The sequence below is a fragment of the Streptomyces spongiicola genome (genome assembly GCF_003122365.1).
In the GTDB taxonomy this organism is placed as follows: Bacteria; Actinomycetota; Actinomycetes; order Streptomycetales; family Streptomycetaceae; genus Streptomyces; species Streptomyces spongiicola.
Window position 1 is genome coordinate 7,000,453 of sequence record NZ_CP029254.1, and the last position, 24,895, is coordinate 7,025,347.

The 24,895-nt window shown below is 74.2% G+C and carries 23 protein-coding genes and 1 pseudogene; 12 read left to right on the forward strand and 12 right to left on the reverse strand.

Annotation, left to right across the window (positions count from 1 at the left end; all coding sequences use genetic code 11):
* Positions 1-299: 299 nt before the first annotated feature.
* From DDQ41_RS30385 to DDQ41_RS30395, 3 genes are all read left to right on the forward strand, one after another.
* The gene (locus tag DDQ41_RS30385; RefSeq protein WP_147317674.1) at positions 300-710 is read left to right on the forward strand and encodes a hypothetical protein; all 411 of its coding nucleotides are present in this window, start codon (positions 300-302) and stop codon (positions 708-710) included.
* Positions 711-742: 32 nt separating this feature from the next.
* Positions 743-1,156: a hypothetical protein gene (locus tag DDQ41_RS30390; RefSeq protein WP_109297342.1), complete on the forward strand. Its 414-nt coding sequence runs from the start codon at positions 743-745 to the stop codon at positions 1,154-1,156.
* Between the two features lie 63 nt (positions 1,157-1,219).
* A complete protein-coding gene (locus tag DDQ41_RS30395; protein ID WP_109297343.1) occupies positions 1,220-2,137 on the forward strand; it encodes a hypothetical protein in 918 nt (305 codons plus the stop codon).
* Between the two features lie 73 nt (positions 2,138-2,210).
* Here DDQ41_RS30395 and DDQ41_RS30400 read toward each other — a convergent pair whose 3' ends face one another.
* On the reverse strand, positions 2,211-2,870 hold the full coding sequence (locus DDQ41_RS30400) for a helix-turn-helix transcriptional regulator (protein ID WP_109297344.1): 660 nt from the start codon (positions 2,868-2,870) through the stop codon (positions 2,211-2,213).
* A gap of 164 nt (positions 2,871-3,034) precedes the next feature.
* Between DDQ41_RS30400 and DDQ41_RS30405 the strand changes: the two genes are divergently transcribed.
* Complete coding sequence (locus DDQ41_RS30405; RefSeq protein ID WP_109297345.1) at positions 3,035-5,923, forward strand: nSTAND1 domain-containing NTPase; 2,889 nt, start codon at positions 3,035-3,037, stop codon at positions 5,921-5,923.
* Between the two features lie 225 nt (positions 5,924-6,148).
* Here DDQ41_RS30405 and DDQ41_RS30410 read toward each other — a convergent pair whose 3' ends face one another.
* Complete coding sequence (locus tag DDQ41_RS30410) at positions 6,149-6,412, reverse strand: GlsB/YeaQ/YmgE family stress response membrane protein (protein WP_109297346.1); 264 nt, start codon at positions 6,410-6,412, stop codon at positions 6,149-6,151.
* Positions 6,413-6,828: 416 nt separating this feature from the next.
* Between DDQ41_RS30410 and DDQ41_RS30415 the strand changes: the two genes are divergently transcribed.
* Complete coding sequence (locus DDQ41_RS30415) at positions 6,829-7,323, forward strand: hypothetical protein (RefSeq protein WP_109297347.1); 495 nt, start codon at positions 6,829-6,831, stop codon at positions 7,321-7,323.
* Positions 7,324-7,415: 92 nt separating this feature from the next.
* Here the strand turns inward: DDQ41_RS30415 and DDQ41_RS30420 are convergent, their stop codons facing one another.
* Positions 7,416-8,144: a restriction endonuclease gene (locus DDQ41_RS30420; protein WP_109297348.1), complete on the reverse strand. Its 729-nt coding sequence runs from the start codon at positions 8,142-8,144 to the stop codon at positions 7,416-7,418.
* A gap of 501 nt (positions 8,145-8,645) precedes the next feature.
* Between DDQ41_RS30420 and DDQ41_RS30425 the strand changes: the two genes are divergently transcribed.
* The 5 genes from DDQ41_RS30425 to DDQ41_RS30445 all read left to right on the forward strand — a co-directional run bounded on the left by DDQ41_RS30425 (position 8,646) and on the right by DDQ41_RS30445 (position 14,497).
* A complete protein-coding gene (locus tag DDQ41_RS30425) occupies positions 8,646-9,464 on the forward strand; it encodes an SGNH/GDSL hydrolase family protein (RefSeq protein ID WP_109297349.1) in 819 nt (272 codons plus the stop codon).
* A 322-nt stretch (positions 9,465-9,786) separates the two neighbouring features.
* Positions 9,787-10,797, forward strand: coding sequence for a glutathione S-transferase family protein (locus DDQ41_RS30430; RefSeq protein WP_172607589.1), 1,011 nt, complete (start codon positions 9,787-9,789; stop codon positions 10,795-10,797).
* Between the two features lie 299 nt (positions 10,798-11,096).
* Positions 11,097-11,492 carry a TOBE domain-containing protein gene (locus DDQ41_RS30435; protein WP_109297351.1) on the forward strand — a complete coding sequence of 132 codons (396 nt, stop codon included), beginning with the start codon at positions 11,097-11,099 and terminating at the stop codon, positions 11,490-11,492.
* A 123-nt stretch (positions 11,493-11,615) separates the two neighbouring features.
* Complete coding sequence (gene modA / locus DDQ41_RS30440; protein ID WP_109298022.1) at positions 11,616-12,416, forward strand: molybdate ABC transporter substrate-binding protein; 801 nt, start codon at positions 11,616-11,618, stop codon at positions 12,414-12,416.
* Between the two features lie 137 nt (positions 12,417-12,553).
* Positions 12,554-14,497: an ABC transporter permease gene (locus tag DDQ41_RS30445; protein ID WP_109297352.1), complete on the forward strand. Its 1,944-nt coding sequence runs from the start codon at positions 12,554-12,556 to the stop codon at positions 14,495-14,497.
* An 83-nt stretch (positions 14,498-14,580) separates the two neighbouring features.
* On the opposite strand, the gene DDQ41_RS30450 is transcribed toward DDQ41_RS30445, so the two are convergent.
* Positions 14,581-14,898 carry a hypothetical protein gene (locus DDQ41_RS30450; RefSeq protein WP_172607590.1) on the reverse strand — a complete coding sequence of 106 codons (318 nt, stop codon included), beginning with the start codon at positions 14,896-14,898 and terminating at the stop codon, positions 14,581-14,583.
* 602 nt (positions 14,899-15,500) lie between these two features.
* On the opposite strand from DDQ41_RS30450, the gene DDQ41_RS30455 reads away from it, so the two are divergent.
* Positions 15,501-16,352 carry a hypothetical protein gene (locus DDQ41_RS30455; RefSeq protein WP_109297354.1) on the forward strand — a complete coding sequence of 284 codons (852 nt, stop codon included), beginning with the start codon at positions 15,501-15,503 and terminating at the stop codon, positions 16,350-16,352.
* 6 nt (positions 16,353-16,358) lie between these two features.
* On the opposite strand, the gene DDQ41_RS30460 is transcribed toward DDQ41_RS30455, so the two are convergent.
* The 8 genes and pseudogenes from DDQ41_RS30460 to DDQ41_RS30490 all read right to left on the reverse strand — a co-directional run bounded on the left by DDQ41_RS30460 (position 16,359) and on the right by DDQ41_RS30490 (position 22,971).
* Positions 16,359-17,204, reverse strand: coding sequence for a class I SAM-dependent methyltransferase (locus tag DDQ41_RS30460; RefSeq protein ID WP_109297355.1), 846 nt, complete (start codon positions 17,202-17,204; stop codon positions 16,359-16,361).
* Positions 17,205-17,767: 563 nt separating this feature from the next.
* A complete protein-coding gene (locus DDQ41_RS31840) occupies positions 17,768-17,908 on the reverse strand; it encodes a DUF6126 family protein (RefSeq protein ID WP_167450293.1) in 141 nt (46 codons plus the stop codon).
* A complete protein-coding gene (locus DDQ41_RS30465) occupies positions 17,898-18,575 on the reverse strand; it encodes a helix-turn-helix domain-containing protein (protein WP_109297356.1) in 678 nt (225 codons plus the stop codon). The genes DDQ41_RS31840 and DDQ41_RS30465 overlap by 11 nt, the downstream gene beginning before the upstream one ends.
* Positions 18,576-18,953: 378 nt before the next feature.
* Positions 18,954-19,627, reverse strand: a pseudogene (locus DDQ41_RS30470) (chloramphenicol phosphotransferase CPT family protein).
* 84 nt (positions 19,628-19,711) lie between these two features.
* On the reverse strand, positions 19,712-19,969 hold the full coding sequence (locus DDQ41_RS30475) for an EF-hand domain-containing protein (protein ID WP_109298023.1): 258 nt from the start codon (positions 19,967-19,969) through the stop codon (positions 19,712-19,714).
* Between the two features lie 617 nt (positions 19,970-20,586).
* The gene (gene pspAB, locus DDQ41_RS30480) at positions 20,587-21,207 is read right to left on the reverse strand and encodes a PspA-associated protein PspAB (protein ID WP_109297357.1); all 621 of its coding nucleotides are present in this window, start codon (positions 21,205-21,207) and stop codon (positions 20,587-20,589) included.
* Between the two features lie 49 nt (positions 21,208-21,256).
* Entirely contained in the window at positions 21,257-22,171 is a 915-nt protein-coding gene (gene htpX / locus DDQ41_RS30485) for a zinc metalloprotease HtpX (protein ID WP_109297358.1), read from the reverse strand.
* A gap of 386 nt (positions 22,172-22,557) precedes the next feature.
* A complete protein-coding gene (locus tag DDQ41_RS30490) occupies positions 22,558-22,971 on the reverse strand; it encodes an ArsR/SmtB family transcription factor (RefSeq protein WP_109297359.1) in 414 nt (137 codons plus the stop codon).
* 528 nt (positions 22,972-23,499) lie between these two features.
* Here DDQ41_RS30490 and DDQ41_RS30500 point away from each other — a divergent pair.
* Positions 23,500-24,876: an NAD(P)-binding domain-containing protein gene (locus DDQ41_RS30500; protein WP_109297361.1), complete on the forward strand. Its 1,377-nt coding sequence runs from the start codon at positions 23,500-23,502 to the stop codon at positions 24,874-24,876.
* Positions 24,877-24,895: the final 19 nt, after the last annotated feature.

Here is a 24,895-nt window from a genome sequence, read left to right on the forward strand (position 1 = left end):
CCGGGCGCCGTCCCCGCGGTGCCGCGTGGACGGCCCGGACGGGGGCCGGGTGACGGAGTCCCCGTCGCCCGGCGCGCCGACCGCGGCGGAGGCGCCGTGGCCGTGATTGTGGCCGTGGCCGTGGCCGTGATTGTGGTCGTGGTCGTGCTCGGGGTCGTGTGCGGACTTCTGGTCCGACGCCGGTTGCCCGTTGGGCCGGCCCGTGACCTGTACCCAGGTCCGATGTGGCCGTCGGCCCGCCTTCCTATCGTCGACTGCGTCGCGTCCCACCGAGGGCGCAGCCGAACAGGGAGGTAGCGGTGGGTTCGAGGAGATGGCGGTCGGCCGTCGTGGCCGCGGTCGCGCTGGCGGTGACGGGCTTGCTGACGGCTCCGGGCGCGTCGTACGCCGACAACGGGGACGGCCGGACCGCGTGCAACCAGGGAGAGATCTGCTTCTGGCGCTACAGCGGCGCCGTGCTGTGGACCAAGCAGTTCTGGTACACGGCGAACCACGGCGGCTACACCTGGTGGGCCGGGCAGGCCACCGGCGTCCAGGTGCAGGACAACGCGGCCGAGATCACCAACAGGGACACCCAGTGCGATGTCAGGGTCGGCAACCGCAGTCCGGCCACGGGGCTGTGGACGTGGCGGTACTTCCCCAACGACCATGTGCGCCGCGACCTCGGCGAGATCAGGAACGCCAACGACCGTCACGAGCGTGTCTGTTGACGGCCCGGCCCGGCCCGGAGGAGAGGAGAACCATGACCGTTCGTAGCTTCCGCCCGGCGGCCGCGGTGGCCGTCGTCGCTGCCGTGGCCGCGGCACTTCTGCCGGGCGCGGCGCACGCCGACAACGGTGACAACAAGCCCGGTTGCGCCCACGGGGAGATCTGCTTCTGGTACAGCGCCGGCGACACGTACCAGAAGCAGTTCTGGTACACGGCGAACCACGGCGGCCACAACTTCATGTACTACGACCAGTACCGCTACCAGGTCTCGAACGAGCCGGTGCAGGACAACGCGTTGCAGGTCACCAACCGCGACACCCGCTGCCGGATCCGGGTCGGCAACTACTCCGGCGGGCTGTGGACCTGGCGGGAGTTCCCCAACGACAACGCCCGGTACCACCTCGGCGACATCAACAACCGCAACGACCGTCACGAACGACTCTGCTAGCAGGGCCGGGTCCGGTCGCCGGGCGGCCGGACCCCGCTCCACCCGGATCCAAGGGAGACGCCGATGCGAGAACGACGGACCCGAACGGCCCTCGGGGCCCTGGCTGCCGCGGCGGTCCTCTCGGCCTGTGCGGCCGAGGCCTTCGAGGCCACCGACCTGGCCGCCGTCCCCACGGACAAGGTCGCCGACGAGATCTTCCGGGCCGGCGACATCGACCTGATCGAACACGTCAGGAACCGGCTCACCGGCGACTGCATGGACCGGCAGGGCTACCCCCAGCTCAAGCGGACCGGACTGTCGCGGCAGTCCAGGCCCTTCGCCGACATGGACGTCCGGCCGCCGCTCTTCGCCACCCGCACCGACGAGCAGGCGAAGCTGCTCGGGTTCGGCGAGCACCGGCGCCCCGAAGCCGCCAGCGTCCTCAGCTACGACCGCGGCTTCGACAAGCAGTTCGAGAGGTGCCGGCACGCCGCGGGAAGCAGACTGGGGCCGGAGTTCTCCGAGATCCAGAACCAGAGCTACCGGCTCTACAACGACGTCGCCGACGAACGCGACGCACTGCTGAAGTCCCCCGCGGAGGCCGCCGTCACCGCGGCCGCCCTGCGGCCCCTGCTCGCCTGTGTCGAGGCCGGGGGCTTCCGCCGGCACATCCCCGGTGCGCGGACTCTCGACAGCTTCGGGATCGGCGTTCCCACGGGCCGCCACGAGGGCACCGGACCCGCGGAGCCCAAACGGGTTCCCGGAACCGTCGAGGTCCTTCCGGCCGTACCGGAGCGGCGCTATGTGCCGACCGCCGAGGAGTCACGGTTGGCGGTCGCGTCCGCCCGGTGCGCGCGGCAGACCGGGTTCGGGGAGAAGACCGCCGCCCAGCGGGCCCGGGTCATCAGGAAGGTCGTCGCGGCACACGAGTCCGAGATCGCCCGACTGCGGCCCAGAGTGGCGGAGCTGGCGAACTCGGCGACGAAGCTGGCCGGGCCGTGAGCGTACCGGCCCTGGTCCGCCGGGCGCCGCCGCGCGGTCCCGCCGGTCGCCGCGGCGGTGAAGCGGTGCGTCCTCAACCGCCGTCGGCCCGCCGGGCACCGCCGAGCCGGGCCATGGCCACCGCATGCGCACGGTCCCGGGCGCCGAGCTTCATCAGCAGGTTCGTCACATGATGCTTGACGGTGCGGACGCTGATCGTCAGGTCCTCGGCGATCTCGGCGTTCGGCGAGCCGAGGGCGATGTGCTCCAGGACCTGCCGTTCACGCGCCGTGAGGCACGCGGGGAGCGCGTAGGGGGCCGGCGTCAACCGGCGCAGCAGCCGCGCCCCCACGGCGGGACTGACCCAGCGGTCCCCGGCGCCGACGCTGACGATCGCGGTGACGAGTTCCCGGGACAGGGCGGGGCGCAGGACGACGCCGGCGACACCGGCGTGCCCCAGCTCGCCGAGTTCGGCGTCGGTCACGGAAACCGGGGCCACCAGCACGGCCGCCGCGGCGAACCGCCCCGCGGCCGCCGCGCTGTCGGTGACCACGACAACCGGGGCCCGCGGCACCCCGGGTGGGCGTGTCCCGCTGTGCCGCACCACCAGCGCCCGGGTGGCCCGCAGCGCCGCCTCGGTCTCGCGGGACACGAACCGGCCCGCGAGTTCGGTTCTGACGACCAGGCGCGGGGAGCCGGGACACGAAGGGAGCCCGGACCGGGCACGTGAGGTCTGCTCGCAGTAGTAGTACACGGATGTTCCCCCTCGGCAGCCACGCTCCGCGACGTCGTCCGCTCCAGGACTACCGGCCCGGTGTTGTTCGCGTTCGGCCCCCTGGTGCCGAACAAACAACTCCTGGACAATGGGTTCCGCCGCGCAGACCGCGGCCAGAGGGGACGACGGGCGAAGGAGTGCCGGTGCCGCGCAAGGAGACCCCGCTCGGCGCGGGAGACGGTCCGCTCCTGGACTTCGCGGCGGGTCTGCGGCGACTGCGGACCTCGGCCGGCAGCCCGCCGTACCGGAAGCTCGCGGAGCGGGCCCACTACTCGGTCTCGACGCTCTCCTCGGCGGCGTCCGGTCTGCGCCTGCCGACACTGGCGGTGACGCTGGCGTACGTCGGAGCCTGCGGGGGCGACCCGCGGGAGTGGGAGCGCCGGTGGCGGGAGACCGCGGGACGGCTCGGCGGCCAGCGGCCCGGCCCGGGTACGTCGGAGGAGGCGCAGGCGCCCCCGCCGTACGCGGGCCTGCGCCCGTTCCGCGAGCAGGACGCGCAGTGGTTCTTCGGCCGGGAGCAACTGGTGGAGGAACTGGTCGGACGGCTCGCACGGCAGCGGTTCGTCGTACTGCTCGGCGCCTCGGGATCGGGCAAGTCCTCGCTGCTGCGGGCAGGCCTGGCGCCGGCCCTGCGGCCGTCGGCGGCACCGGTGCTGCTGACCCCCGGGCCCCGTCCGCTGGAGGAGTGCGCGGTGCGGCTGGGCGCGCTGGCGGGACTCGCCCCGGGCGGGCTGTACCGGGAGCTGCGGGAGGACCCGGAGAACCTGGGCCGGGTGCTGCGGCAGACCACCGCGCGCTCCGGTGGTCCCGGCGGCCCCGCCGTGCTGATCGTCGACCAGTTCGAGGAGGTCTTCACGCTGTGTCAGGACGGCCGCGAGCGCGGCTGCTTCATCGAGGCGCTGGTCGCCGCCGCCGCGGACCGGCCCGGCGGCTGCCGGGTGGTACTCGGCGTGCGGGCCGACTTCTACGCCCACTGCGTCCGCGACTCCGCGTTGGCGGGGGCGATGCGTCAGGCACGGGTGCCGCTCGGGCCGATGAGCCCGGACGAGCTGCGGCGGGCCGTGGTGCAACCGGCCCGGCGGGCGGGCCTCACCGTGGAGGGCGCGCTGCTGGCGACCCTCACGGCGCAGGCGCACGGCCGGGCCGGAGCGCTACCGCTGCTGTCGCACGCCCTGTTGGAGACCTGGCACCGCCGCCGCGGCAACCTGCTCACCCTCGCCGGCCTCGAAGCCGTCGGCGGGATCGAGGGCGCGCTGGTCGAGAGCGCGGAGGCGTTCTACACGGACCTGGACCCCGAGCAGCGCGGCGCCGCCCGCCGCCTGCTGCTGCGGCTGACCGCACCCGGGGCCGGCACGGAGGACACCACACGCCGCATGACCCACGGGGAACAGGGGGACGACGCCGCCACCGTCGCCGTCGTGGAGCGGGCCGCCGCCGCCCGGCTGGTCAGCCTCGACGAGGAACGGATGGAGATCACCCACGAAGCGCTGATCAGCAGCTGGCCCCGGTTGCGGGAGTGGCTCTCGGCCGACCGGGACCAGCGCCGCGCACACCACCGGCTGACCGAGGCCGCCGCGGTGTGGGCGGCCACCGGGGAGGACCCCGACGCCCTCTGCCGTGGCGCGGGCCTCCAGACGGCCCGCCGGCTGGCGGAATCCGCCGACGTGGGCCTCAGCGCCCGCGAGCAGGCCTTCCTCTCGGCGAGCCTCGCCGCGGAAGCGGCCGAGACCCGGTCCGCCGCGCGCCGGACCCGGCGGCTGCGCGTCCTCCTGGCCGCCCTGGGTCTGATGACGGTGCTCGCCACGGTGGCCACGGTGCTCTCCGTCCGGGCGACCCGGGAGGTCACCCGGCAGCGCAACGACGCCGTCGCGCTGAACGCGGCCGCGGCGGCCACCCGCACGTACGCGGCCGACCCCGAGTTCGCCGTCCAACTCGCCCTCGCCTCCTACCGGCTGAGGCCCCGGCGCACCACCCGCGACGCCCTGCTCAGTACGCTCATGACCACCTGGGCGGCGCACCGCGCGGAGGCCTACACGCTCGATGTGAGCGACGACGGCGCGCTGCTGGCCGTGGGGAGCCGTGACCACACCGTCAGCCTGTGGGACATCCGCGATCCCGGACGCCCCGTGCGGGCGGGAACGGTGACGGGCCACACGGAGGCGGTGCACGCCGTCGCCCTGAGCCCCGGGCGCCGGATCCTCGCCACCGCCGGCGCCGACCGGACCGTACGGCTGTGGGACGCCGCCAGGCCGCTGCGCCCCGCGGCGCTGTCCGTCCTCACCGGCCCGGGCGGAGGTGTCCACGCCGTGGCCTTCAGCCCAGACGGCCGCCTGCTCGCCGGCGGCCACCGGGACGGCACGGTGAGCGTCTGGGGCATCGGGAACACCCGCCGACCGCGGCTCCGGGCGGCGCTCGGCGGCCACTCGGACACGGTCCGGTCGCTGGCCTTCAGCGCCGACGGACGGCTCCTGGCCACGACCGGCCAGGACGGGGCGGTACGGGTGTGGGACCTCGGCGGCTCCGGCGGGCCTTCGCCGCGGGCCACCTGGAACGCCCATGAACTGGGCGCCTTCTGGGCGGAGTTCCACCCCCGTGGCCGTCTGCTCGCCACCGCCGGCGGCGGCCGGGAGGCGGTGAGACTGTGGGACGTCACCGACCCCGACCGGCCCCGCCGGGTGTCGGGGATCACCGGGCACAGCGACGTCGTCGGCCATCTCGCCTTCAGCCCGGACGGGCGCACGCTCGCCACCGCCAGTGACGACCGGTCGGTGGGTATCTGGGACGTCGGCTCACCGGCCGCCCCCCGCGGCAAGGCCGTGCTCGGCGCCTATGCCACGGCCGTGATGGGGGTCCGCTACACCCCGGACGGCCGCACGCTGCTGACCGGTGTCTTCGACGGGACCGTCCGCCTGCTGCCGACCGACTTCGGGCGTGCCGTCGCACACGCCTGCGACGGCGGCCGCCCTCCCCTCACCCGGGACGCCTGGCACCGCCACCTGCCCGGCATCCCTTACCGGCCGCCCTGCGGGTGAGCGGTCGGCCGGTACCCCGCACGCTCGCACGGGGACCGGCCGGCCCACGGATCCGGTGCGATCCGCCCGCCCGATCCGCCCGCCCGATCCGCCCGCCCGATCCGCCCGCCCGATCCGTCTGCGCGATCCGCGTGCCCGGCCCGGGCGCAGCACCGCTCAGCCGCCCGCTCCCGCCCGCTTCCGCCCGACTCCGGACGCACCGGCGGGACGAACGCGGGGAAACGCTCAGCGCGGTGCCTTGGCGCGGTCGAGGGCGGCGACGCCGACCGCGGCGAGGCCGATCTGGATGAGCCACTCGATCCAGTCGATACCCCTGGTGTCCGCGACCCCGAGAGCCGCGGCGAGCGCCGTACCGATCAGTGCGGCGACGATGCCCACGGCGATCGTCCACAGGACGCCGATGTGCTGCCGCCCGGGCAGCACCAGCCGCCCGAGCACACCGACGACGATGCCGATCACGATCGCGCTGAAGATGCCGGAGATTTCCATGACCGTCCCTTCCCTGATGATCCCTCACTCCGTATGCCCGTCATCGCCCCGTACACGCATGCCCAGGCCGGGTCGTCCGCCGCGGCGCGGAGCACCGCGCCCCCGCGCCCCCGCGTCCGTGCGCCCCCGCGCCCGTGCCGGCGCCCTGGGCGAACGCGTCGACTGGCACCTGGGCACCCCCCGCACCCCCGCGCCCGTGCCCGGCGGGTCGGGACCGAGTGCCCCCTCGGCCCGGCACACCGGCCGGGTGGACGGCGCCCCGGCCGCCGGTGCCCGCCGGGGAACCGGCCCGGTGCCGCGGCGCCCGGCCGGACGGATGAACGGTCACCGTCCCGGTGTTTCGGAATTGAATCCACGTCAGGCCGGAGGTGATTCTGTGCCGCATCCAGGAGCCGACGGCACAAGGCGAGGACCGCATGCTTTCCCTTCCCAAGTGGGGCGTCGTGGCGGCTACGGCACTGTCCGTGGCAGCCCTCGTCAGCCCCGTCTCCGCATCCGACGACCCGTCCGGCCGCCATCGCGGCGCCGCACCCGACCGAGTCCAGGTCCTCAGCCTCACGTCGACCGGTACCGGTACGACGATGGTCGACAACGGAACCCCCGGACCCGGGCTCGGCGACCAGGTCGTCATCACCGCCGAACTGTTCCGCAACGGAAGGAGCTACGGCACCGAAGCCGCGGTGTGCACCCGAGTGGCCCCCATGACCACCCACTGCACGGGCACGTTCAGCCTGCCCCTCGGCCAGGTGACCTGGCAGCACCTGCAGACCACCCCCGTCGGCACCCCGCCGCGCGACTTCGACGTGGCAGTCACCGGTGGGACGGGTGCCTACCGGACCGTTCGCGGACACGCCCACATCGAACGCATCGCCCAGGACGGCGGTGCCTTCACCCTGTTCCTCGTGCGCTGACCGGGCCCCGGGCCGGCACCTCACCGCCCGGGCCGGCACTTCACCGCCCGGGCCGGAGCGGATCGTCTCGCCCACCCCGCAGAGCCGCGGGCTCAGCGCCCCCGCCGAACGGTGCCGCCGTGCCACGGTGCGGGGGAGGAGCCGTCGGCCCACGCCGCGAGCGCGGCCCGGTCCAGGCAGACGATCCCGCACTGCTCCGCGTACTCCGCCGCGGGACCGGTGAACTCCCCCGTGGTCACCACGGCGGCGATGTCGGCCTCGTGCACGGCGAAGCAGGTGCCGCCGAAGCGCTGCATGTCCTGCGACCCGACCTTGTTGACCGGACCGTACCGCTTGCACTGGATGACCAGGCGGCGTCCGTCCGGAGCGACGGCCCGGACATCGGCGCCCAGGTCCCCGCTGCCGCCCACCGCCTCGACGTCCGTGCAGCCGTCGCGCTCGCAGAGCGCGGCGACGGCCAGTTCGAACGCCTCGGCGTCCATCGCCGCGAAGTCCCGGGCGGCCTCCCGCCCTTCCCCCGCCTCGGGCAGCGCGGACTCCGTGACCGGCTGCGGCACCCCCGTCTCGTACGGTATGGAGCCGGTACTCGTTGCGGCCCGCCGTCTCCCGCCGGCCCGCCGCAGGCCGAGGAGCGCGAAGAGCGTGCCGGCCAGCGCGACTCCACCGAGCGCGCCGCCCACACCCGCCGCCCTCACGAGCGATCTGAGCATCAGACCGCAGCCGCAGAGCACGGCCCCTGCCAGAGCGAACCACAGAATCGTCTGCCTCATGCTGAAGGCGGCTCGGTCGGCGGACCGCGGACGCCGGACGGGCACCGTCATGTGCGGCGAGCACCTCGATTCGTCATCGGGACCAGTTCCAGGATCGTCCCGATCTTCTCTGCCCCGTAGCCGCGGCCGCTAACTGGCGCGTTCCTTCGTGGTGTTCACCGTCGCGGGCGAGTCCGCCGCGGTCGGGGGCCGGCCCCGGCCCGCCCCGCGAACCCCGGTGCCCCGGGCGTGCGACGGGTCCGGGCCGCGATCGACCGCATCCCACATACCCGCCCATATGAATAGTCATATTCTTGAGTATGCTGAGGCTGGTTCGCCGGTCCGTAGGGGACCCGGGCGCGAGGAGGGGGTTCGGATGGTGCTGCGGCCTGTGCTTCCGGGGAAGGGGGGCCGGAACCGCTGCTCGGTTCGAGACCGCCGTGCAGGCCGTGCGTCCGCCCGAGCGCACGGAGGATGCCGCGACCGGCGCCGGGCGGCCGGACGTCGGCGACCGCGGCGACCGTGCGATCTCCGGTCGTCCGATCTCCGGTCGTCCCGGAGGGCGGGGCGTCCGTGAACGGCACTGAAGCGCACCGGCTCCGCTATGTCGCGCTGGGCGACAGTCAGACCGAGGGCCTCGGCGACGGCGACGACATCGCCGGACACCGGGGATGGGCCGACCGCCTCGCCGAGCACCTGGCACGGCACAACCCCGGTCTGCGGTACGCGAACCTGGCCGTGCGGGGGCGCCTCGCGTCCCAGGTGCGCGCCGAGCAGCTCGCCCCGGCCCTCGCCCTCCGCCCCGACCTCGTCACCGTGGTCGCCGGAGTCAACGACCTGCTGCGCCCCCGGTTCGACGCCGATCAGGTCGCCGGCCACCTGGAGGCGATGTTCGCCGCGCTCACCGCGCAGGGGGCCCGGGTCGCGACGCTGACCTTCCCCGACATCACGCGCATCATCCCCGTCGCCCGGCCGCTGGGCTCACGTGTCACCGCCCTGAACGACCGCATCCGCCACGCGGCCCGGCGCCATGGTGTGGTCCTCGCCGAGACCGGTCACCATCCCGTCGTCACCGACCCGCGGCTGTGGAGCCCGGACCGGCTCCACGCCGCCCCGCTCGGGCACCAGCGGATCGCCGCCGCGATGGCGCACGCACTCGCACTGCCCGGCAGTGACGACACCTGGAGCCGCCCGCTGCCCCCGCCTGCCGCACCTCTCCCCACGGGGTGGCAGGCAGCGGTCGCGGAACTCCGCTGGACCGCCGCGTATCTCGGCCCCTGGCTGGGCAGAAGGCTGCGCGGCCGATCGTCGGGAGACGGATGCACCGCCAAACGCCCGCGCCTTCTCGCGGTGGAGACCCCGCCCGAAGCCTCCCGAGGGCAACGTGAATGAGCCGGTCCCCGCCCCCGGATGCCATGCGGCCGGGGGCGCCTGACGGGCCGGGGCGCTGGGGAGGCGCGGGGGAGGGGCGTCTCCGGCTCCCCGCGCGCCCGAGGAGCGAAGAGGCTCGCCGTCGAGCACCTCCTCGCCGACATCGAATCCCCCGTGCGCCCGCGGGACGGAGGTGCGCCGCCATCGCCACCGCCTCCGGTGTCCGCAGGGCGGATCCCCCGTGCGCCCGCGGAGCGAAGCGAGCGGGACCCGGGCGACGGCCCCGCACCCGTACGGGGGCGCCGGGGCGTTCGTCACGGTCGCCGGCGGGTAGGGCGATCAGATGAGCTATGTGAACCCCGGCGGGGCGTACACGCGCGACAGCCGCTACCTCGCGACGAGGATCACCGCCGACGGGCGCGACGGTTTCCCGGTGGAGGCGGGCCGCTACCGGCTGGTGGTGAGCCGCGCCTGTCCGTGGGCGAGTCGCGCGGTGATCGTGCGCAGGCTCCTCGGCCTTGAGCGGGCGCTGCCCATGGCCGTAGCCGGGCCCACGCACGACGAGCGCAGCTGGACCTTCGACCTGGACCCGGGCGGGCGCGATCCGGTGCTCGGTATCGAGCGGCTCCAGGAGGCCTACCTGGCCCGGGACCCCGACTACGACAGGGGGGTCACGGTCCCGGCGATCGTCGATGTGACCACCGGCAAGGTCGTGTCCAACGACTTCGCGCGGATCACGATCGACATGTCGCTCGAATGGTCCGCCCACCACCGCTCGGGAGCCCCGGCGCTGTATCCGCCCGCCCTGCGCGACGAGATCGACGCGGTGAACGAGGCCGTGTACCGGGATGTGAACAACGGGGTGTACCGCGCCGGGTTCGCCGGCTCGCAGAAGGCGTACGAGGCCGCGCACGAACGTCTCTTCGCCCGTCTCGACCTGCTGTCGGACCGGCTCCGGGAGTCCCGCTACCTCGTCGGCGGCACGGTCACCGAGGCCGACGTACGGTTGTTCACCACCCTCGTGCGCTTCGACGCCGTCTACCACGGCCACTTCAAGTGCAACCGGCGCAAGCTCTCGGAGATGCCGGTGTTGTGGGCGTACGCGAGGGACCTCTTCCAGACGCCGGGCTTCGGCGACACGGTCGACTTCGACCACATCAAGCGGCACTACTACGTGGTGCATCGCGACATCAACCCGACCGGGATCGTGCCGGCCGGCCCGGACCTGTCGAACTGGCTCGAGCCGCACGACCGGGCGGCGCTGGGCGGCACGCCCTTCGGCCGCGCCACACCGCCCGGCCCGGTCGCGCCCGAGGAAGCGGTGCCCGGCGCCCACAACCCCCTCGCCGCCTGAAGCCAGGCGCCCCGGAGCGGGCGAAAGCCCCCGTGCCCGGTTCCTGACCGCGGCGCGACCGCGGCGACTGCGGCGTCCGCGGGCGATCGGGCCGGGGGATGCGGGGTACCGGGGAAGTGGGGTACCGGGGATGCGGGGTACCGGGGAAGTGGGGAAGTGGACGGGGCGGTCGCCGGGCCGCGGGCGACCATGAGTGCCGCCCCGCGGCCTCGTCCGAATCTCCAGTCGATCCCGCACATGCCAGGTGGAACGCACGGAAGGTTTGCAGAAAAGAGGGCTGTAACCCTACGGTGACGCATATGCAGTCCTACACCATCGGGCAGGCGGCGCGGCTGCTCGGCGTCAGCCCCGACACCGCGCGCCGCTGGGCGGACGCCGGCCGGATCGCGACCCATCGCGACGAGGGCGGGCGGCGTCTCGTCGACGGCCGCGACCTGGCCGCCTTCTCCGTCGAACTCGCGCAGTCCGGCGGCGGAGACGACGACACTCCGCGCACCTCCGTCCGTAACGCGTTCCCCGGCATCGTCACCGCCGTGAAACTCGGCGACGTCGCGGCACAGGTCGAGATCCAGGCAGGGCCGCACCGGCTGGTGTCCCTGCTGACCAGGGAGGCCGTGGAGGAACTGGGGCTCGAGGTCGGCATGCGCGCCACCGCCCGTGTGAAGTCGACCAGCGTGCACATCGACCGCATCTGACCCGAACCCGCCCTCGGCGGCGCCGACGTCCCGCCACGGCCCACCGCCACCCGTACGGAAAGCCGCCGAGGACCCGTGCGGACGGCCGCCGAGCCGGCCCCGTCCATCAGGAGCCCCAGCACCATGAAGCGCAGCTTCACCCGCCGCCGCGCCGCCGCCGCAGTCCTGGCGACGGCCCTGGCCGCGCCCCTCACCGCGTGCGGCGGCGACGACCCCGCCGGCGGTGCCAAGGCCGCACCGGCCGCCTCCGGCCCGTCCGCGGCCGACCTCACCGTGCTGGCCGCCGCCTCGCTCACCGACGTGTTCCGCACCGCGGGACCGGCCTACGAGAAGTCCCACCCCGGCACCGCCGTCACCTTCTCCTTCGCGGGGTCGCAGGAACTGGCCGCACAGGTCGGACAGGGCGCCCCCGCCGACGTGCTGGTCACCGCCGACACCCGGACGATGGACGGTCTCAGCGCCGACACCGGAACCCCCGAGGTCATCGCCCGCAACCGGCTTGTGATCGCCACCGCCGAGGGCAACCCCGAGGGGATCGGCGGCCTCCGGGATCTGGCCGATCCCCGGTTGAAGGTCGTGCTCGCCGCACCCGAGGTACCCGCGGGGCGCTACAGCAGGGAGATCCTGGACGCCCAGCGGATCACCGTGCGGCCGGTCTCCCGGGAACCCAGCGTGCGGGCGGTGCTGAGCAAGGTCGGACTCGGGGAGGCGGACGCCGGGATCGTGTACGGAACCGACACCGCCACCGCGCCGGACGAGGTCGACGCCGTCGAGATCCCCGACACCCAGAACGCCGTCGCCGCCTACCCGGCCGCCACTCTGAAGTCCTCGAAGAACGCCGAGGCCGCCGCCGCGTTCGTCTCCTGGCTCTCCTCTCCCGAGGCGCAGCGGATCCTCCGGGACGCCGGCTTCCAGCAGCCCTGATCCCCGGATCCGTCGTCAGGTGCCGCCCGGTCACGGGCCGCGCAAACCCCCGTCCCAGACCCGGACCCGCCCCCGCCGCCAGACCCGGACCGGGCCCCCGGACCCGGCCCCCGCCTCCTCGTACCAGGACCACCCCCATGCCACCACTCCGCCGCCGCACAGGCCGCAGCCCGCGCGCACCGCTCACCCTGGCGCTCCCGGCGGTGATCGCCGTCGCGTTCCTGCTGCTCCCACTGGCCGGTATCCTCACCCGCACCCGGTGGGGCGAACTCGCGGCCCATCTGACCGCCCCGGCAACGGTGGAGGCCCTGCGTCTCTCCCTCCTGGTCTCGTTCTGGGCGCTCGGCCTCTCCCTGCTGCTGGGAGTCCCGCTCGCATGGCTCCTGGCCCGTGTGCCGTTCCGCGGCAAGGCGTTCGTGCGCTCCCTGGTGCTGCTGCCCATGGTGCTGCCGCCGACCGTCGGCGGCGTCGCGCTGCTGCTCGCCTTCGGCCGGCGCGGTCTGCTCGGGCCCTACCTGGAGGACTGGTTCGGCATCACGCTTCCGTTCCACACCGCGGGTGCCGTTCTGGCGGCCGCCTTCGTCGCGATGCCGTTCCTGGTGATCAGCCTGGAGGGGGCGCTCGGCGGTCTGCGGCCGGGCTACGAGGAGACCGCGGCCTCCCTCGGCGCCTCACCTCTGCGGGTGTTCCTCACCGTGACCATGCCCATGGCCGCCCCCGGGCTCGTCGCGGGGGCCGCCCTGACGTGGGCCCGGGCCCTCGGCGAGTTCGGCGCCACCATCACCTTCGCCGGCAACCTTCCCGGCACCACGCAGACCCTGCCCCTCCAGGTGTACCTGCTGCTACAGGAGGAACCCGCGGCCGCCACCTCCGTCTCCCTGCTCCTGCTCGCCATCGCCATGCTGGTGCTCGTCGCGCTCAGGGGCCGCTGGACCGGCACGCCCGCGGTCCGCGACCGGACCGGGCGGCCCGCCGCCGCGGCGGCCGAACCCGCCCCCGCGGACACCCCGGAGGCGACCCTCGCCTCCCCGGCGGACCCCGGCGGGCGCTGGCCCCTGCGCGCCGACCTCACCGGCTTCACCCAGTTGACGCTCGAGGCGGAACCCGGCACCACCATCGCCGTCGTCGGCCCCAACGGTGCCGGCAAGACCACCCTGCTGCGCGCGCTCCTCGGCCTCACCGACCGCGCCCACGCCCGGCTCGTACTGGGCGGCGCGGACGTCACCGAACTCCCGCCCCACCGCAGGGGAGTTGCCTGGGTCCCGCAGGACGGCGCCCTCTTCCCGCACCTGACGGCCCTCGCCAACACCGCCTACGGACTCCGCGCCCGCGGCACCCCCCGGACCGCCGCACGCCGCGACGCCCAGCACTGGCTGGACCGGCTGGGCGTCGGGAACCTCGCACACCGCAGACCCGCGCAACTCTCCGGCGGCCAGGCCCAGCGCGTCGCCCTCGCCCGGGCCCTCGCCGCACGCCCCCGCGCCCTGCTCCTCGACGAACCCCTCGCGGCCCTCGACCAGACCACCCGCGCCCGCGTCCGGCACACCCTCCGCCGCCACCTCGACGGCTTCGGCGGTGTCTGCCTCATCGTCACCCACGATCCCGTCGAGGCGGTCGCACTCGCGGACCGCGTCCTCGTGCTCGACGGCGGACGCGCTCTGCAGGACGCGCCGCCGGCTGAGGTCACCCGCCACCCCCGGTCCCCATGGGTCGCCCGCATGCTCGGCCGCAACGCCTGGCCGGGCGCCACCACCGTGCGGGGGCTCCGGCTCTCCGGCGGCGGCACCCTCGTCGTCTCGGACCCCCTGCCGCCGGGCACCGACGCCCTCGCGATCATCGCCCCGGAGGCCGTCTCGGTACATGCGGAGCGCCCATCCGGAAGTCCGCGCAACGTGTGGCCCGGCACCGTCCGCGAGATCACCGCCAGCGGCAGCAGGCTCCGGGTCCTGATCACCTCGGATGACGCCCCCGACCTGGTGGCCGAGATCACCCCGCAGGCCGCCGCCGAACTCGGCCTCGCCGAGGGGGCGACGGTATGGACCAGCGTCAAGGCCACCGAAACGACGCTGGTGCCGCGCTGACCCCCTGCCGTCCGGGCCGTCCCCCTCCCCGGACTCCGGGAGGTGCGCAGGGCGGTGTGCCGCCGCGGACTCCGTGCCGACGCCTACTCCGCGTCGATACCGGTGATCACCGGTTGCCCGAGGGGCGCCTCCTCCTCGGGAATCCCGGCCGACCTGAGGGCAGCTGCGACCAGCTCGCGCGCCTTGGCCTCGGCGGACGCCTTGTCATGGGCCTCGACCTCCAGCCGGAGGCTGAACGCGGGGGAGTCCGGATAGCGGGTCAGGATGTCGAGATCCTCGGCGGCGCCGAAGTCGGTGGTGCGCGGGTCGGCGGGCCGGAGGGCCCGGACCAGCTCCGTACGGGCCGACGCGGGGAACTCCCCGAGGAACGTGCCGGGCACGGTGACAACGTAGACAGTCATGACAACGGCCTTCCCGGTCGCGCCCCGGAGCACGCCCCCCGGGTCGCAGGCGCCCCGGAAGCATGCCGTCCTGCTCCGGAGCGCGCCGGAGCGCGCCCCCGGCCCCGGTGTGCACCCGCCTCCCGTCGCCCGCCGTTCCCCGCCGTCGTCCCCCCGGGTGCTCCGGGTGCTCCGGGTGCTCCGGTGCCCCGGTACTCGGACGTCTCCTCGGCCCCCGCCCGAGGGAGAGGCCGCGGGCGCAGGACGGCCGCCGCGGTCACGCGGCGTGGACGGCCCGACCCGGGGCCCGGGCCGTCCATCCGCCGGCCGGCCGCGCCCGCGCGGCCTGCTGTCCTGTCCCCGGGAAGGCGGCCGCGCGTCGCCGTGCGAGCCGCCGCACCGGCGCCTACCGCACCGGCGCCTACCGCACCGGTACCGCCCGGCTGCCCCGGCGGCACGCCGCCGGGCCCCGCCGCCCGGATCGGCGCGAGGAGCGGTGCGCGCGGCGAGGCCCGGCGGGTGGCTCAACGTGCGCGGGCACCCTGTGACGGGTACGGAACCGGTGGCACCATGGCGATACCCACCGGTCCACGACCGGCTCCACCTCCCATGGGGGCGCACGTATGAACACCTGGCTCCCGCCAAGGACCTTCGCCGCAGCGACCGCGGCCGTGCTGGCCCTCACCGCGTGCGGCGGTTCCGGCGGGTCCCCGAACGCGTCGGGATCGACACCGGGAGCATCGGGAACCCCCGCACCGCCGGCTGCGACGTCAGCACCCTCGGCCCCTTCCTCGCCGACGCCCGGCACCACGACGTCCCCGCAGACCCCGGCCGGGCCCAGCGCGACTCCCGACGGCACCCCACCGCTCGGCTCATGGAGCCTCCAGCCCCTCTGGCCCTTCGGCACGCTCGCCCAGGCCGAGGCATGGCAGCGCTCCTACCGGACCGGCGGCCACCAGCCCTGGCACCTCGACCCCGGTCGGACCGCGCTGGCGTTCACCCGTGACTACCTCGGCTTCACAGAGATCGACAGGGTCTCGTCCAGCAGGGTCAGCGGCCGGCACGCCCGTGTCGGCGTGGCGCCGACGGGGTCGGAGGGCGGCACCGCCGCCGTGATCCACCTGGTGCGGTTCGGCACCGGCCCGGACGCCCCCTGGGAGGTCGTCGGCACCGACGACACGACGTTCTCCCTCACCGCACCCGCCTACGGTGCGCTCGCGCGCTCCCCCCTGACGGCCGGCGGCCGGATCACCGGAGTGGACGAGAGTATCCACGTACAGGTGCGCCAGCCGTCGTCCGAAGCGCCGCTGGGCACCTCCGCGTGCTGCACCCCCGCGGGCGGAGAGAACCAGCCCTGGTCCGTGACGGTCCCCTTCTCCGGGGCCCGTGACCCCGTGCTCACCGTGGTCGCGTCAACCGGAGGACATGTCGCAGCCGTCGAGCGCTTCACGGTGACGGCGGTACGCACCCGCTGACCGCGGTCAGGACCTGCGTGCCGTCAGGAGCAGATACTCCCATTCCATGGCCATGCCGTCGGCGCCGCCGGTGAACCGGGCATGTCCGCGCGCCAGTTCGGCCAGTTCACGGTTCAGGGCCGCGACTCGTTCGGGGGAGTCGGCGATGTTGCGGTAGACCGCGATCGTGGGCCCGTAGTTCTCCTTGAAGTAGTCGCGGAGTTCCTCGGGGGTCGTGAACCGGTCCACGCGGACGCCGGCCCGACGCGCATCCACCGAGGCGACCCGCTCCCCGAGCAGTGCCCGCACATGCTCCTCGTCGCCCCACAGCGGCGGGGGCTGCGCACCGGGCGGCGGTGGCGGAGCGTAGGGCTTCATCATGGCGAACATGCGGCCGACGAAGCTCTCGGGAGTCCAGTTGACCAGCCCGATCGTGCCTCCGGGCCGGCAGACCCGCAGCATCTCGTCCGCGCCGGCCTGGTGGCGCGGTGCGAACATGACCCCCACGCAGGACATGACGGTGTCGAAGGTGCCGTCGGCGAAGGGGAGCGCCTCCGCGTCCGCCTCGCGCCACTCGAGTTCCGCGCCGAGTCCCTCCGCGACCAGCCGGCCCGCGTCGAGGAGTTCCGGTGTCAGGTCCGAGGCGACGACATCGGCCCCGGCCAGCGCTGCCGGGATGGCGGCGTTGCCGGTGCCGGCCGCCACGTCCAGCACCCTGGTCCCCGCGCCGATGCCGCAGGCCTCCACCAGCGCCGCGCCCAGGGACGGGATCAGCTCGTCCGCCACCGCCGCGTAGTCGCCCAGAGCCCACATCGCCCGGTGCTTCGCCTTCACGGCCCGGTCGGTGCCGCTTGTGCCCGTCGCGTCGCCCATGCCGCGCACCTCCCTCGCAGCCCTGCCGCCGGGGCGCACGGGACGGCCCGCGGCCACGTCGTCCTTCCCCCATCATCCGCCGGGTGCGGTCTCCGCGCCGCACGGTGCGGGCGGTGATGCCGACGGGACGGCACGCCTCGGCCGGTGAGCGGTGAGCCTTGTGTTGTGAGCGGCGGGCCGTGTGTCGTGTGTTGTGAGCGGCGGGCCGTACGCCGTGAGCCGGAGTGCGGGGCAGCGGCGCCGGCGACGCCCCGCGGAGAGCCCGAGCCGCCTGCGCCCACCGTGGGCGACGGGCCCGGCCCCACCGGGTTTCCCGGACTTCGCCGGCACCCGGGGACGGCGCGACAGCGCGACGGGGACGGCGCGGCGGTGCGGCGGTGACGGTGCGGCGGAGCGACGGTGACGGTGCGGTGGGTGTCCGTCCCGGGCCCGGCCGCCCCGGCTCTCCGCCGCCGGCGTGCCAGCGGGCTGGAAGCACGGCCGCGGCTGTGCGTCGTGGAACGGGAGGCCTGCGCCCCCTCGTGCCCCTCGCGGGCTCCTCCTGTCCTGCTCCGCGTCTGCCGCTACTTCGCGCCGACGGTGAACAGCATGTAGAGGAAGCCCGCCACGAGGTGCCCGGCCACGATGTAGGCGAACAGGCGCAGGACGAACCCCTTGGGGAACCGCCCGTCTCCGCGCTCGACGCCGGTCTTCTCACTCAGCATGATCGTCACCTTCGGAAGGGCTCGTGCGCCTGTCGGCACCGAGCGGAGTCGGATGGCCCCCGTCCCCCATGCACAGCTCGCTCGCGTGGCTCTGGAGCAGGGTATGGACGAAGAGAAGGTCTGCGCCTCCCGGCGGCATTGCGGTGATCCGGTGAGGGGTGAGACTGTCGTAGTGCGCGGAATCGCCCTGGTCGAGTACGTACTCCTGGCCCCCGAGCGAGAGTCTGAGGCGGCCCTTGAGCACATACAGCCACTCCTCGCCGGTGTGGACGCGGACCGGCTCGTGCCGGACCCCCGGGGGGACATGCACGCGCAGCGCCTGCATCGCCCGCCGGGAACCGCCCGCCTGCCGGTACGTCCACCCGTCCGCACCCACCGATCCCGCCGCAGAGGCCCTGATCACCGGATTCCGCTCGGGGGACGTCTCCCCGAGCAGGTCGGAGACCGTGGTCCCGTACGCGCGGGCGAGGGTCAGCAGGACGGGCAGTGAGGGCTGACGCTGCCCGGTCTCCAGCCGCGACAGGTGCGCCGAGGACAACCCGAGCCGCTCCGCGGCCGCCTCGACGGTGAGACCGCCGCGCTTGCGCAGGTCCCGCAGCTGTGACGCGACGCTGGAGAGCGCGGCACTCGTCTCCCCGGTCCCCGGCGCGGTGGTGTCTTCGGGCATGTCGCCATTGAGTCACAGGTTTTCCTCCCGGGCAAGTTTCTTGCCTAGGAGGCAATCTCGTTCATGCCGCCGTGCTCCATGCCGCCGCGCAGTCCATGCCGCCGAAGCCCATGTTGCCGTAGTTCGTGCTGCCGAAGGCAGGGTGGCACATGACCGCGGGCGGACGCGGCGCCTGCCCGCCCCGTCGGTCCCCATGGGAGGCAGCGGCCGTCGGCGAGCCGCCGGGTGCCGAGGCGCAGGAAGGGCGGTCCACCCGTACCGGTTCCCGGTGATCGTCCTGCCCTCCCGCACGGGAGCGCCGGTGCGGCCGGCCGGTGCCGAGGCCGCGAGGCCGGCGGCGAACCCGCGGCGGCACGCTCGTCGGCGTCGGCACCTGTGTCAGGGGCCTGCGTCAGGGACCGGAGGCTGTGGGCGGTCCCCGGCCGCCCGCCCGGCGCCGCCTCCGCCCGCAGCCGCTCGAAGCCGCTCGAAGGCGGTGGGAAACGGCCTCCGGGTGAGAAACGACCTGATCCGCCGGGCGCAGTCGGTGGAACTGGCCGTGGTCGTGTCGCACTCCACATCGTACGGACCGTAAGCGTGGACCTGGCGCAGCTGGCGGGCCGCCAGGCCTGCCGGACGGTCACCGCGGGCCAGTTCACGTCGTCGCAGTTCCTCGACGGAGCACCGCACGCCGACCAGCACGACGTTGCGCGGCTCGAAGAGCCGCAGACAGTCCCGCAGGCGCCACTCCTCGCTCAGCACGTGGTCCACGACCACGTTGTTCCCCGCCGCCGCCATGCCGGCCACCGCCCGGTGGAACCCCTGCCAGGTACGCCGGAGCACGAGCGGAAGCTCCTCCGGGGCGAACGCATCGCATGGAAGGCGTCTACGGGCATGTGGAACCAGGGCTCGTCCAGGATCCGCAGCAGCTCTGCCGCGATGCTCGACTTGCCCGAACTGGATGTCCCGTTGAGAAAGATGATCTTCCCTGCCGGGGACTCGCCGGGGGGCTCACCGGGGACGGCGCCCGGCCGGGGCCCATCGGGCGCGGGCCGGCGAGGGGACTCGGGCATCTCGGCTCCTTCACTGAGGGGTGGTGACGTCCACGTCATCGTCGATTCCGCGCCCTGCGGCCGGGGTGGCGGCCGGTGCGGGGCTCAGCGCCAGCCGAAACGGCGGTCCACCACCGCCGAGAACTCCTCGAGGGTCAGCACCGAATCCCCGTTCTGGTCGGCCGCGTCGAACAGGGCCGAGGACGCGTCGGCGTCTCCCACGCCCCAGAACGGCAGATCTCCCGCCGCGGCCAGCTGCGGGCCCTTCGCCCGCAGGGCGATGATCACTTCCTCGCGGGTCAGTGTCCCGTCGTGGTCGAGATCGAGCGCTTCGAAGAGCTTGCGCGCCTTGTCGCTGACCATGCCGTCCCCGTCCCCCTTCGACTGCACCGACTGGGCGGCGCGGCCGCCGCCCTCCTGATCAAACGCTGTTCGCAGCGTCCCGGTTCCAACTCCGCGGGACGCGGCCCGGGCGCCGGACCCCGGCCGGGACAGTATGCGCGGAACGGCCGGACGGCCGCCCGCGGCCAAGCCGCGGCCGCACCCGTGGCGTCTCGGGGGGTACGGGGCCGCCTGGTCGGGTGCCGGGCGCCGGGGTCCGCAGGCGCACGGCGGTGGCCTCCGCCTGCCGTGAGGAGGTCGGACGACGCCGCTGCCCGACCGGGCGCCGGGCGCACGGTGGGAGTGCGCCTGTGCACCGGACGCGTGCCGTCGACCCTACGGCCGAGGACGCCGCCGTCCCGGCGCCCGCCGAGACGAGGAGCGGTCTGGGCGGCGATCCGCCCCTGCTCGGCAACCGCGTCGCCTCGCCGGTGCACGGTCCGCTGCGGACGGGTGGGGGAGGCCGGGCGGCCGTCCCGAGGCCGCCTCCTACTCGGGCCTCACCCCGCAGACGGTCTGCAGGACCACGGTTCGCCTCCGGGAGCCGGGCCCTGGCCCAGGGTGCCCGGCGCCACACCGTGCACCGAGTGCCACGCGGCTCATCCGTGCCCGCCGCCCTCCTCCGGAGCGTCGGCGACGCCGGGGGCGCCCCAGAGGGGGAACCACCGGCCCAGTTCCTCCTCGATCGGCACGTCGTCCGCGAGCAGACTCCTGACCTGGAGCTCCAGGGCGTTGTCGCGCTTCTCGGCGGCCCCCGGGAGGGGCGCGAAGGGATAGAAGGTGCCCCGCTTGTAGAGGTACACCAGCGCGAGCACCCGCCCCGTCGCGGCGTTGCGGAAGCCGACGAGCGAGCAGAGCAGATGGGGGCCGAAGCCGGCGTCCTGGAGCAGGGTGTTGACGGCGTGCAGGTCGTTGACCAGTGAGGCCGTGTCGTCGGCCGGATGGCGGGACAGGAGCCAGGTGTACCCGTACGCGTCCCGGGTGAACTCCACAGGCGTACCGCCCCGGCCGGTGTCGGCGTCGAGGAGGTCGCGCACGTCGTCCCGGATCCTGGTGAAGGCCGCCCCCTCGACTCCGGCGAAGCACACCGAGCCGGATCCCGTGGGGGTGAAGCCGGCTCCCGCCTGGAGGGTGATCGCGGCCCCGGGCAGGCCGAAGAGCCGGTCGAGGTCGGGCCGTACCGGTTTGCTGCGGCCCAGAATGGCGTCGAGGAGTCCCATGGGTCGAGTCCTTGTCACTCGGACGAGGGCCGCGAGGGCGCCGGGCCGGTCACGGGCGGCCGAGCTGCAGCGAGATCCTGCCCAGCTGGTCCAGGCGCTGCTCCAGCGTCGGGTGGGAGGAGAGCAGCCTGCCGAGGCTCTCCTTGGAGGAGAACGCCGGGGCGAACCAGAACGCGTTGAACGGCTCGGCCTTCCGCAGGTCCTGGGTCGGGATCCTGGCCATCTGGCCGGTCACCTTGGTCAGCGCCGACGCGAGCGCCGACGGGCGGCCGGTCAGCAGTGCGGCGGCACGGTCGGCGGACAGCTCCCGGTAGCGGGAGAGCAGCCGGGTCAGCAGGAAGCTGATCACATAGACGGCGGCGCTCACCAGAGGGATCACCAGCACCGCCACGGCCGTGTTGACGTCGCGGCTGCTGCGGCTGAGCCCGCTGTAGAGCCAGACCCGGACCATCAGCCCGGCGAGCACGCCGAGGAAGGAGGCGATGGTCATCACCACGACATCGCGGTGGGCGACGTGCGACAGTTCGTGTGCGATCACGCCCTCCAGTTCCTCCGGCTCAAGGCGGCGCAGCAGACCGGTGGTGGCGCAGACGAGGGCGGTCTTCTCGTTGCGGCCGGTGGCGAACGCGTTCGGCACGTCACTGTCGGCTATGGCCACCCGGGGCTTGGGCATGTCGGCGAGGGCGCAGATGCGGTCCACGGCTCCGTGAAGCTCGGGTGCCTGCTCGGGAGTGACCTCGCGGGCCCCCATGCTGTACGCGGCGATCCGGTCGCTGAACCAGAACTGGACGACGAACAGGCCGCCGGCGATCACCAGGACGAGGAACCAGGAGTCCCGGAGGATGGCCAGCAGCACGCCGACGAAGACGACGTACAGCAGTCCGATCAGGAACATCGTCGTCACCATGCGGGTGGTCAGTCCCCGGTCGGGTGCATACCGCGAACGAGAACGGGATCCTGGCATCCGGCTCACACTCCAGTCTTCGTCCCACTGCTCACTACCGAGTATGCGCCGATGCGCCTGTTGTCCGGATAAGTGCTCTGCGGGGGCCGGCTGGGTGTTTCGCGGGGAAGCGGGCCCTGCGGGTGTTCGGCCGTTCCGGCGGGGCGGGCGGTCAGCGGCGGCCGGTGCCGGCCGGTGCCGGGCGGTGCCGGGCGGTGCCGGGCGGTGCGGTCTGTGTGGTCGGCTCTCGAGGAGGCGGGCGCTCCGGCGCATCCGGACGGGGACCATCCGGTGCTCGTCACCGGGCTGAGCCGGCTGGAGCGGGCACCCGGTGCCCGCGCGAGGGGGGAGCGCCGCGCGCGGCCCGGCGGTTCTGCCCTTCCCGCGCCCTGCGTCCAGGCTGCGGGTCAGGCGGCAGGTACCGGCGCCGGGGTCTCTGCCGGTGCCGGTGCCGGTGCCGGTGCCGGTGCGAGCAGCCTGCCCATCGCGGCGAGGACCGACGGCTGCACCCGGTAGTAGACCCAGGTGCCGCGCCGCTCCGAGGTCAGCAGCCCGGCCTCCTTGAGCTTCTTCAGATGGTGGGAGACCGTCGGCTGGGACACCCCGACGTCGGAGATGTCGCATACACACGCCTCGCCGCCCTCGTGCGAGGCGACCGAGGAGAACAGCCTGAGCCTGACCGGATCGCCGAGCGCCTTGAACATGCGTGCGGCCGTCTCGGCCTCATCGGCCGTCATCGGCCGCTCGGCCAGCGGCGGGCAGCACGGCACCGCGCCCCGGGCGGTGGGTTCGAGCGGCGGAAGCGCCTTCGCATTCGACATGGGTCTATGTTGACACATGTCGAAACACCGCCGGGGTGGCCGCGGTCCGCTCGCACACCGGATGGTGCGCGCGGAGGGTCCTCGTGCGGGCCGGGTGACTGCGGTGACCGGAGTGACCAGAGTGACTGCGGTGACCGGAGTGACCGGAGTGACCGGAGTGACCGGAGTGACTGCGGTGACCGGGGTGACCGGGGTGACCGCGGCCGGGTGCCGACGTGGCTCGATCGGTTGCCGGTTGCCGGTTGCCGGTTGCCGGTTGCCGGTTGCCGGTTGCCGGTGGCGTACGGCGTCCGGCGGGAGGGTGCGGCGACGGGGTCGGGAAGGTGGCTGGACCGGTCGACCGTCCCGGGTGAACGGCGTGTGGTGTCAGGCGTTGCCAGGTGTGACGGGTAGCGGCGGTCGTCGCCGGTTCAGGCCCGCGAGGGACTCTCTTGATTCGATGACTGCCTATGTTGACATGTGTCGAAACAGATGCGACGCTGACGAGTGAAAGTCATCGACGGATATCGAAACAGAATCGGGGTCATCGTGAACGAGCCCAACGCCGCCCTGCCCATCGTGGTGATCGGGGCCGGCCCGATCGGTCTGGCCGCCGCCTCCCACCTCGTCGCCCGCGGCCTCGAGCCGCTGGTCCTGGAGGCCGGAGCCGGTGCCGGCAGCGCGGTGCGGGAGTGGAGCCATCTGCGGCTGTTCTCCACCTGGGGCGAAGTGGTCGACCCCGCCGCCGAGAAGCTCCTGGCCCCCACCGGCTGGGTGAGGCCGGACAACGGGACCTACCCCACCGGCAGCGACTGGGTGCAGCGGTACCTCCAGCCCCTGGCTGACGCCCTCGGAGACAGGGTCCGGTTCGGTACGCGCGTCACCGGTGTCTCCCGCCTCGGCCGCGACCGGGTCGTGGACGCCGATCGCGAGAGGCAGCCCTTCACCGTCCGGATCCTCAACGCCGACGGCAGTGAGGAGAGGATCACCGCCCGCGCGATCGTCGACGCATCCGGCACCTGGTCCACACCCGGCCCCCTCGGCGGCGACGGACTTCCGGCCCTCGGCGAGCACACCGCCGCGGACCGCATCTCCTACCGCGTGCCCGACCTGCGCGACGAAGCCCAGCGCGCCCGGTACGCGGGGAAGCGCACCGCCGTCATCGGCTCCGGCGCCTCCGCCTTCACCGCCCTCGCCCTCCTGGCCGGCCTCGCCGAGGACGCCCCCGACACCAAGGCGGTATGGGTCCTGCGGCGCGGCCTCTCCGGCTCCACCTTCGGCGGCGGCGAATCCGACCAGCTCCCCGCCCGCGGTGCCCTCGGACTTGCGGCGAAGGCGGCCGTCGACTCCGGGCATGCCGACGCCGTCACCGGATTCCGCGCCGTCGCGATCGAGACCCGCACCGGGACCGACGGCGAGCGGCTGGTGATCGTCGCGGAGGACGGCCGCCGACTGGACCCGGTCGACGAGGTCGTCGTCCTCACCGGTTTCCGCCCCGATCTGTCCTTCCTCGCCGAGCTGCGCCTCGGCCTCGACGAGCGCCTCCAGGCCCCCGTCGAGCTGGCGCCCCTGATCGACCCGAACGTCCACTCCTGCGGAACGGTCTACCCCCACGGCGCCGGGCAGCTCGCGCACCCGGAGAAGGACGTCTACCTCGTCGGCATGAAGTCCTACGGCCGCGCCCCCACCTTCCTCGCCATGACCGGCTTCGAGCAGGTCCGCTCCGTCGCCGCCGCGCTGGCCGGCGACCACGAGGCCGCCGCACGCGTCGAACTCACCCTCCCCGAGACGGGCGTCTGCGGCGGATCCGGCCTCTTCGACGAAACCGGCGCCGCCTCTGCCGAGGAGGCAGGTGGCTGCTGCGCCACCACCCCCGCAACCCTCCGGATCGGTACCGGAGCCCCGGCCGGATCCGGTGGCTGCTGACAACCGTTGACAGCGGTAG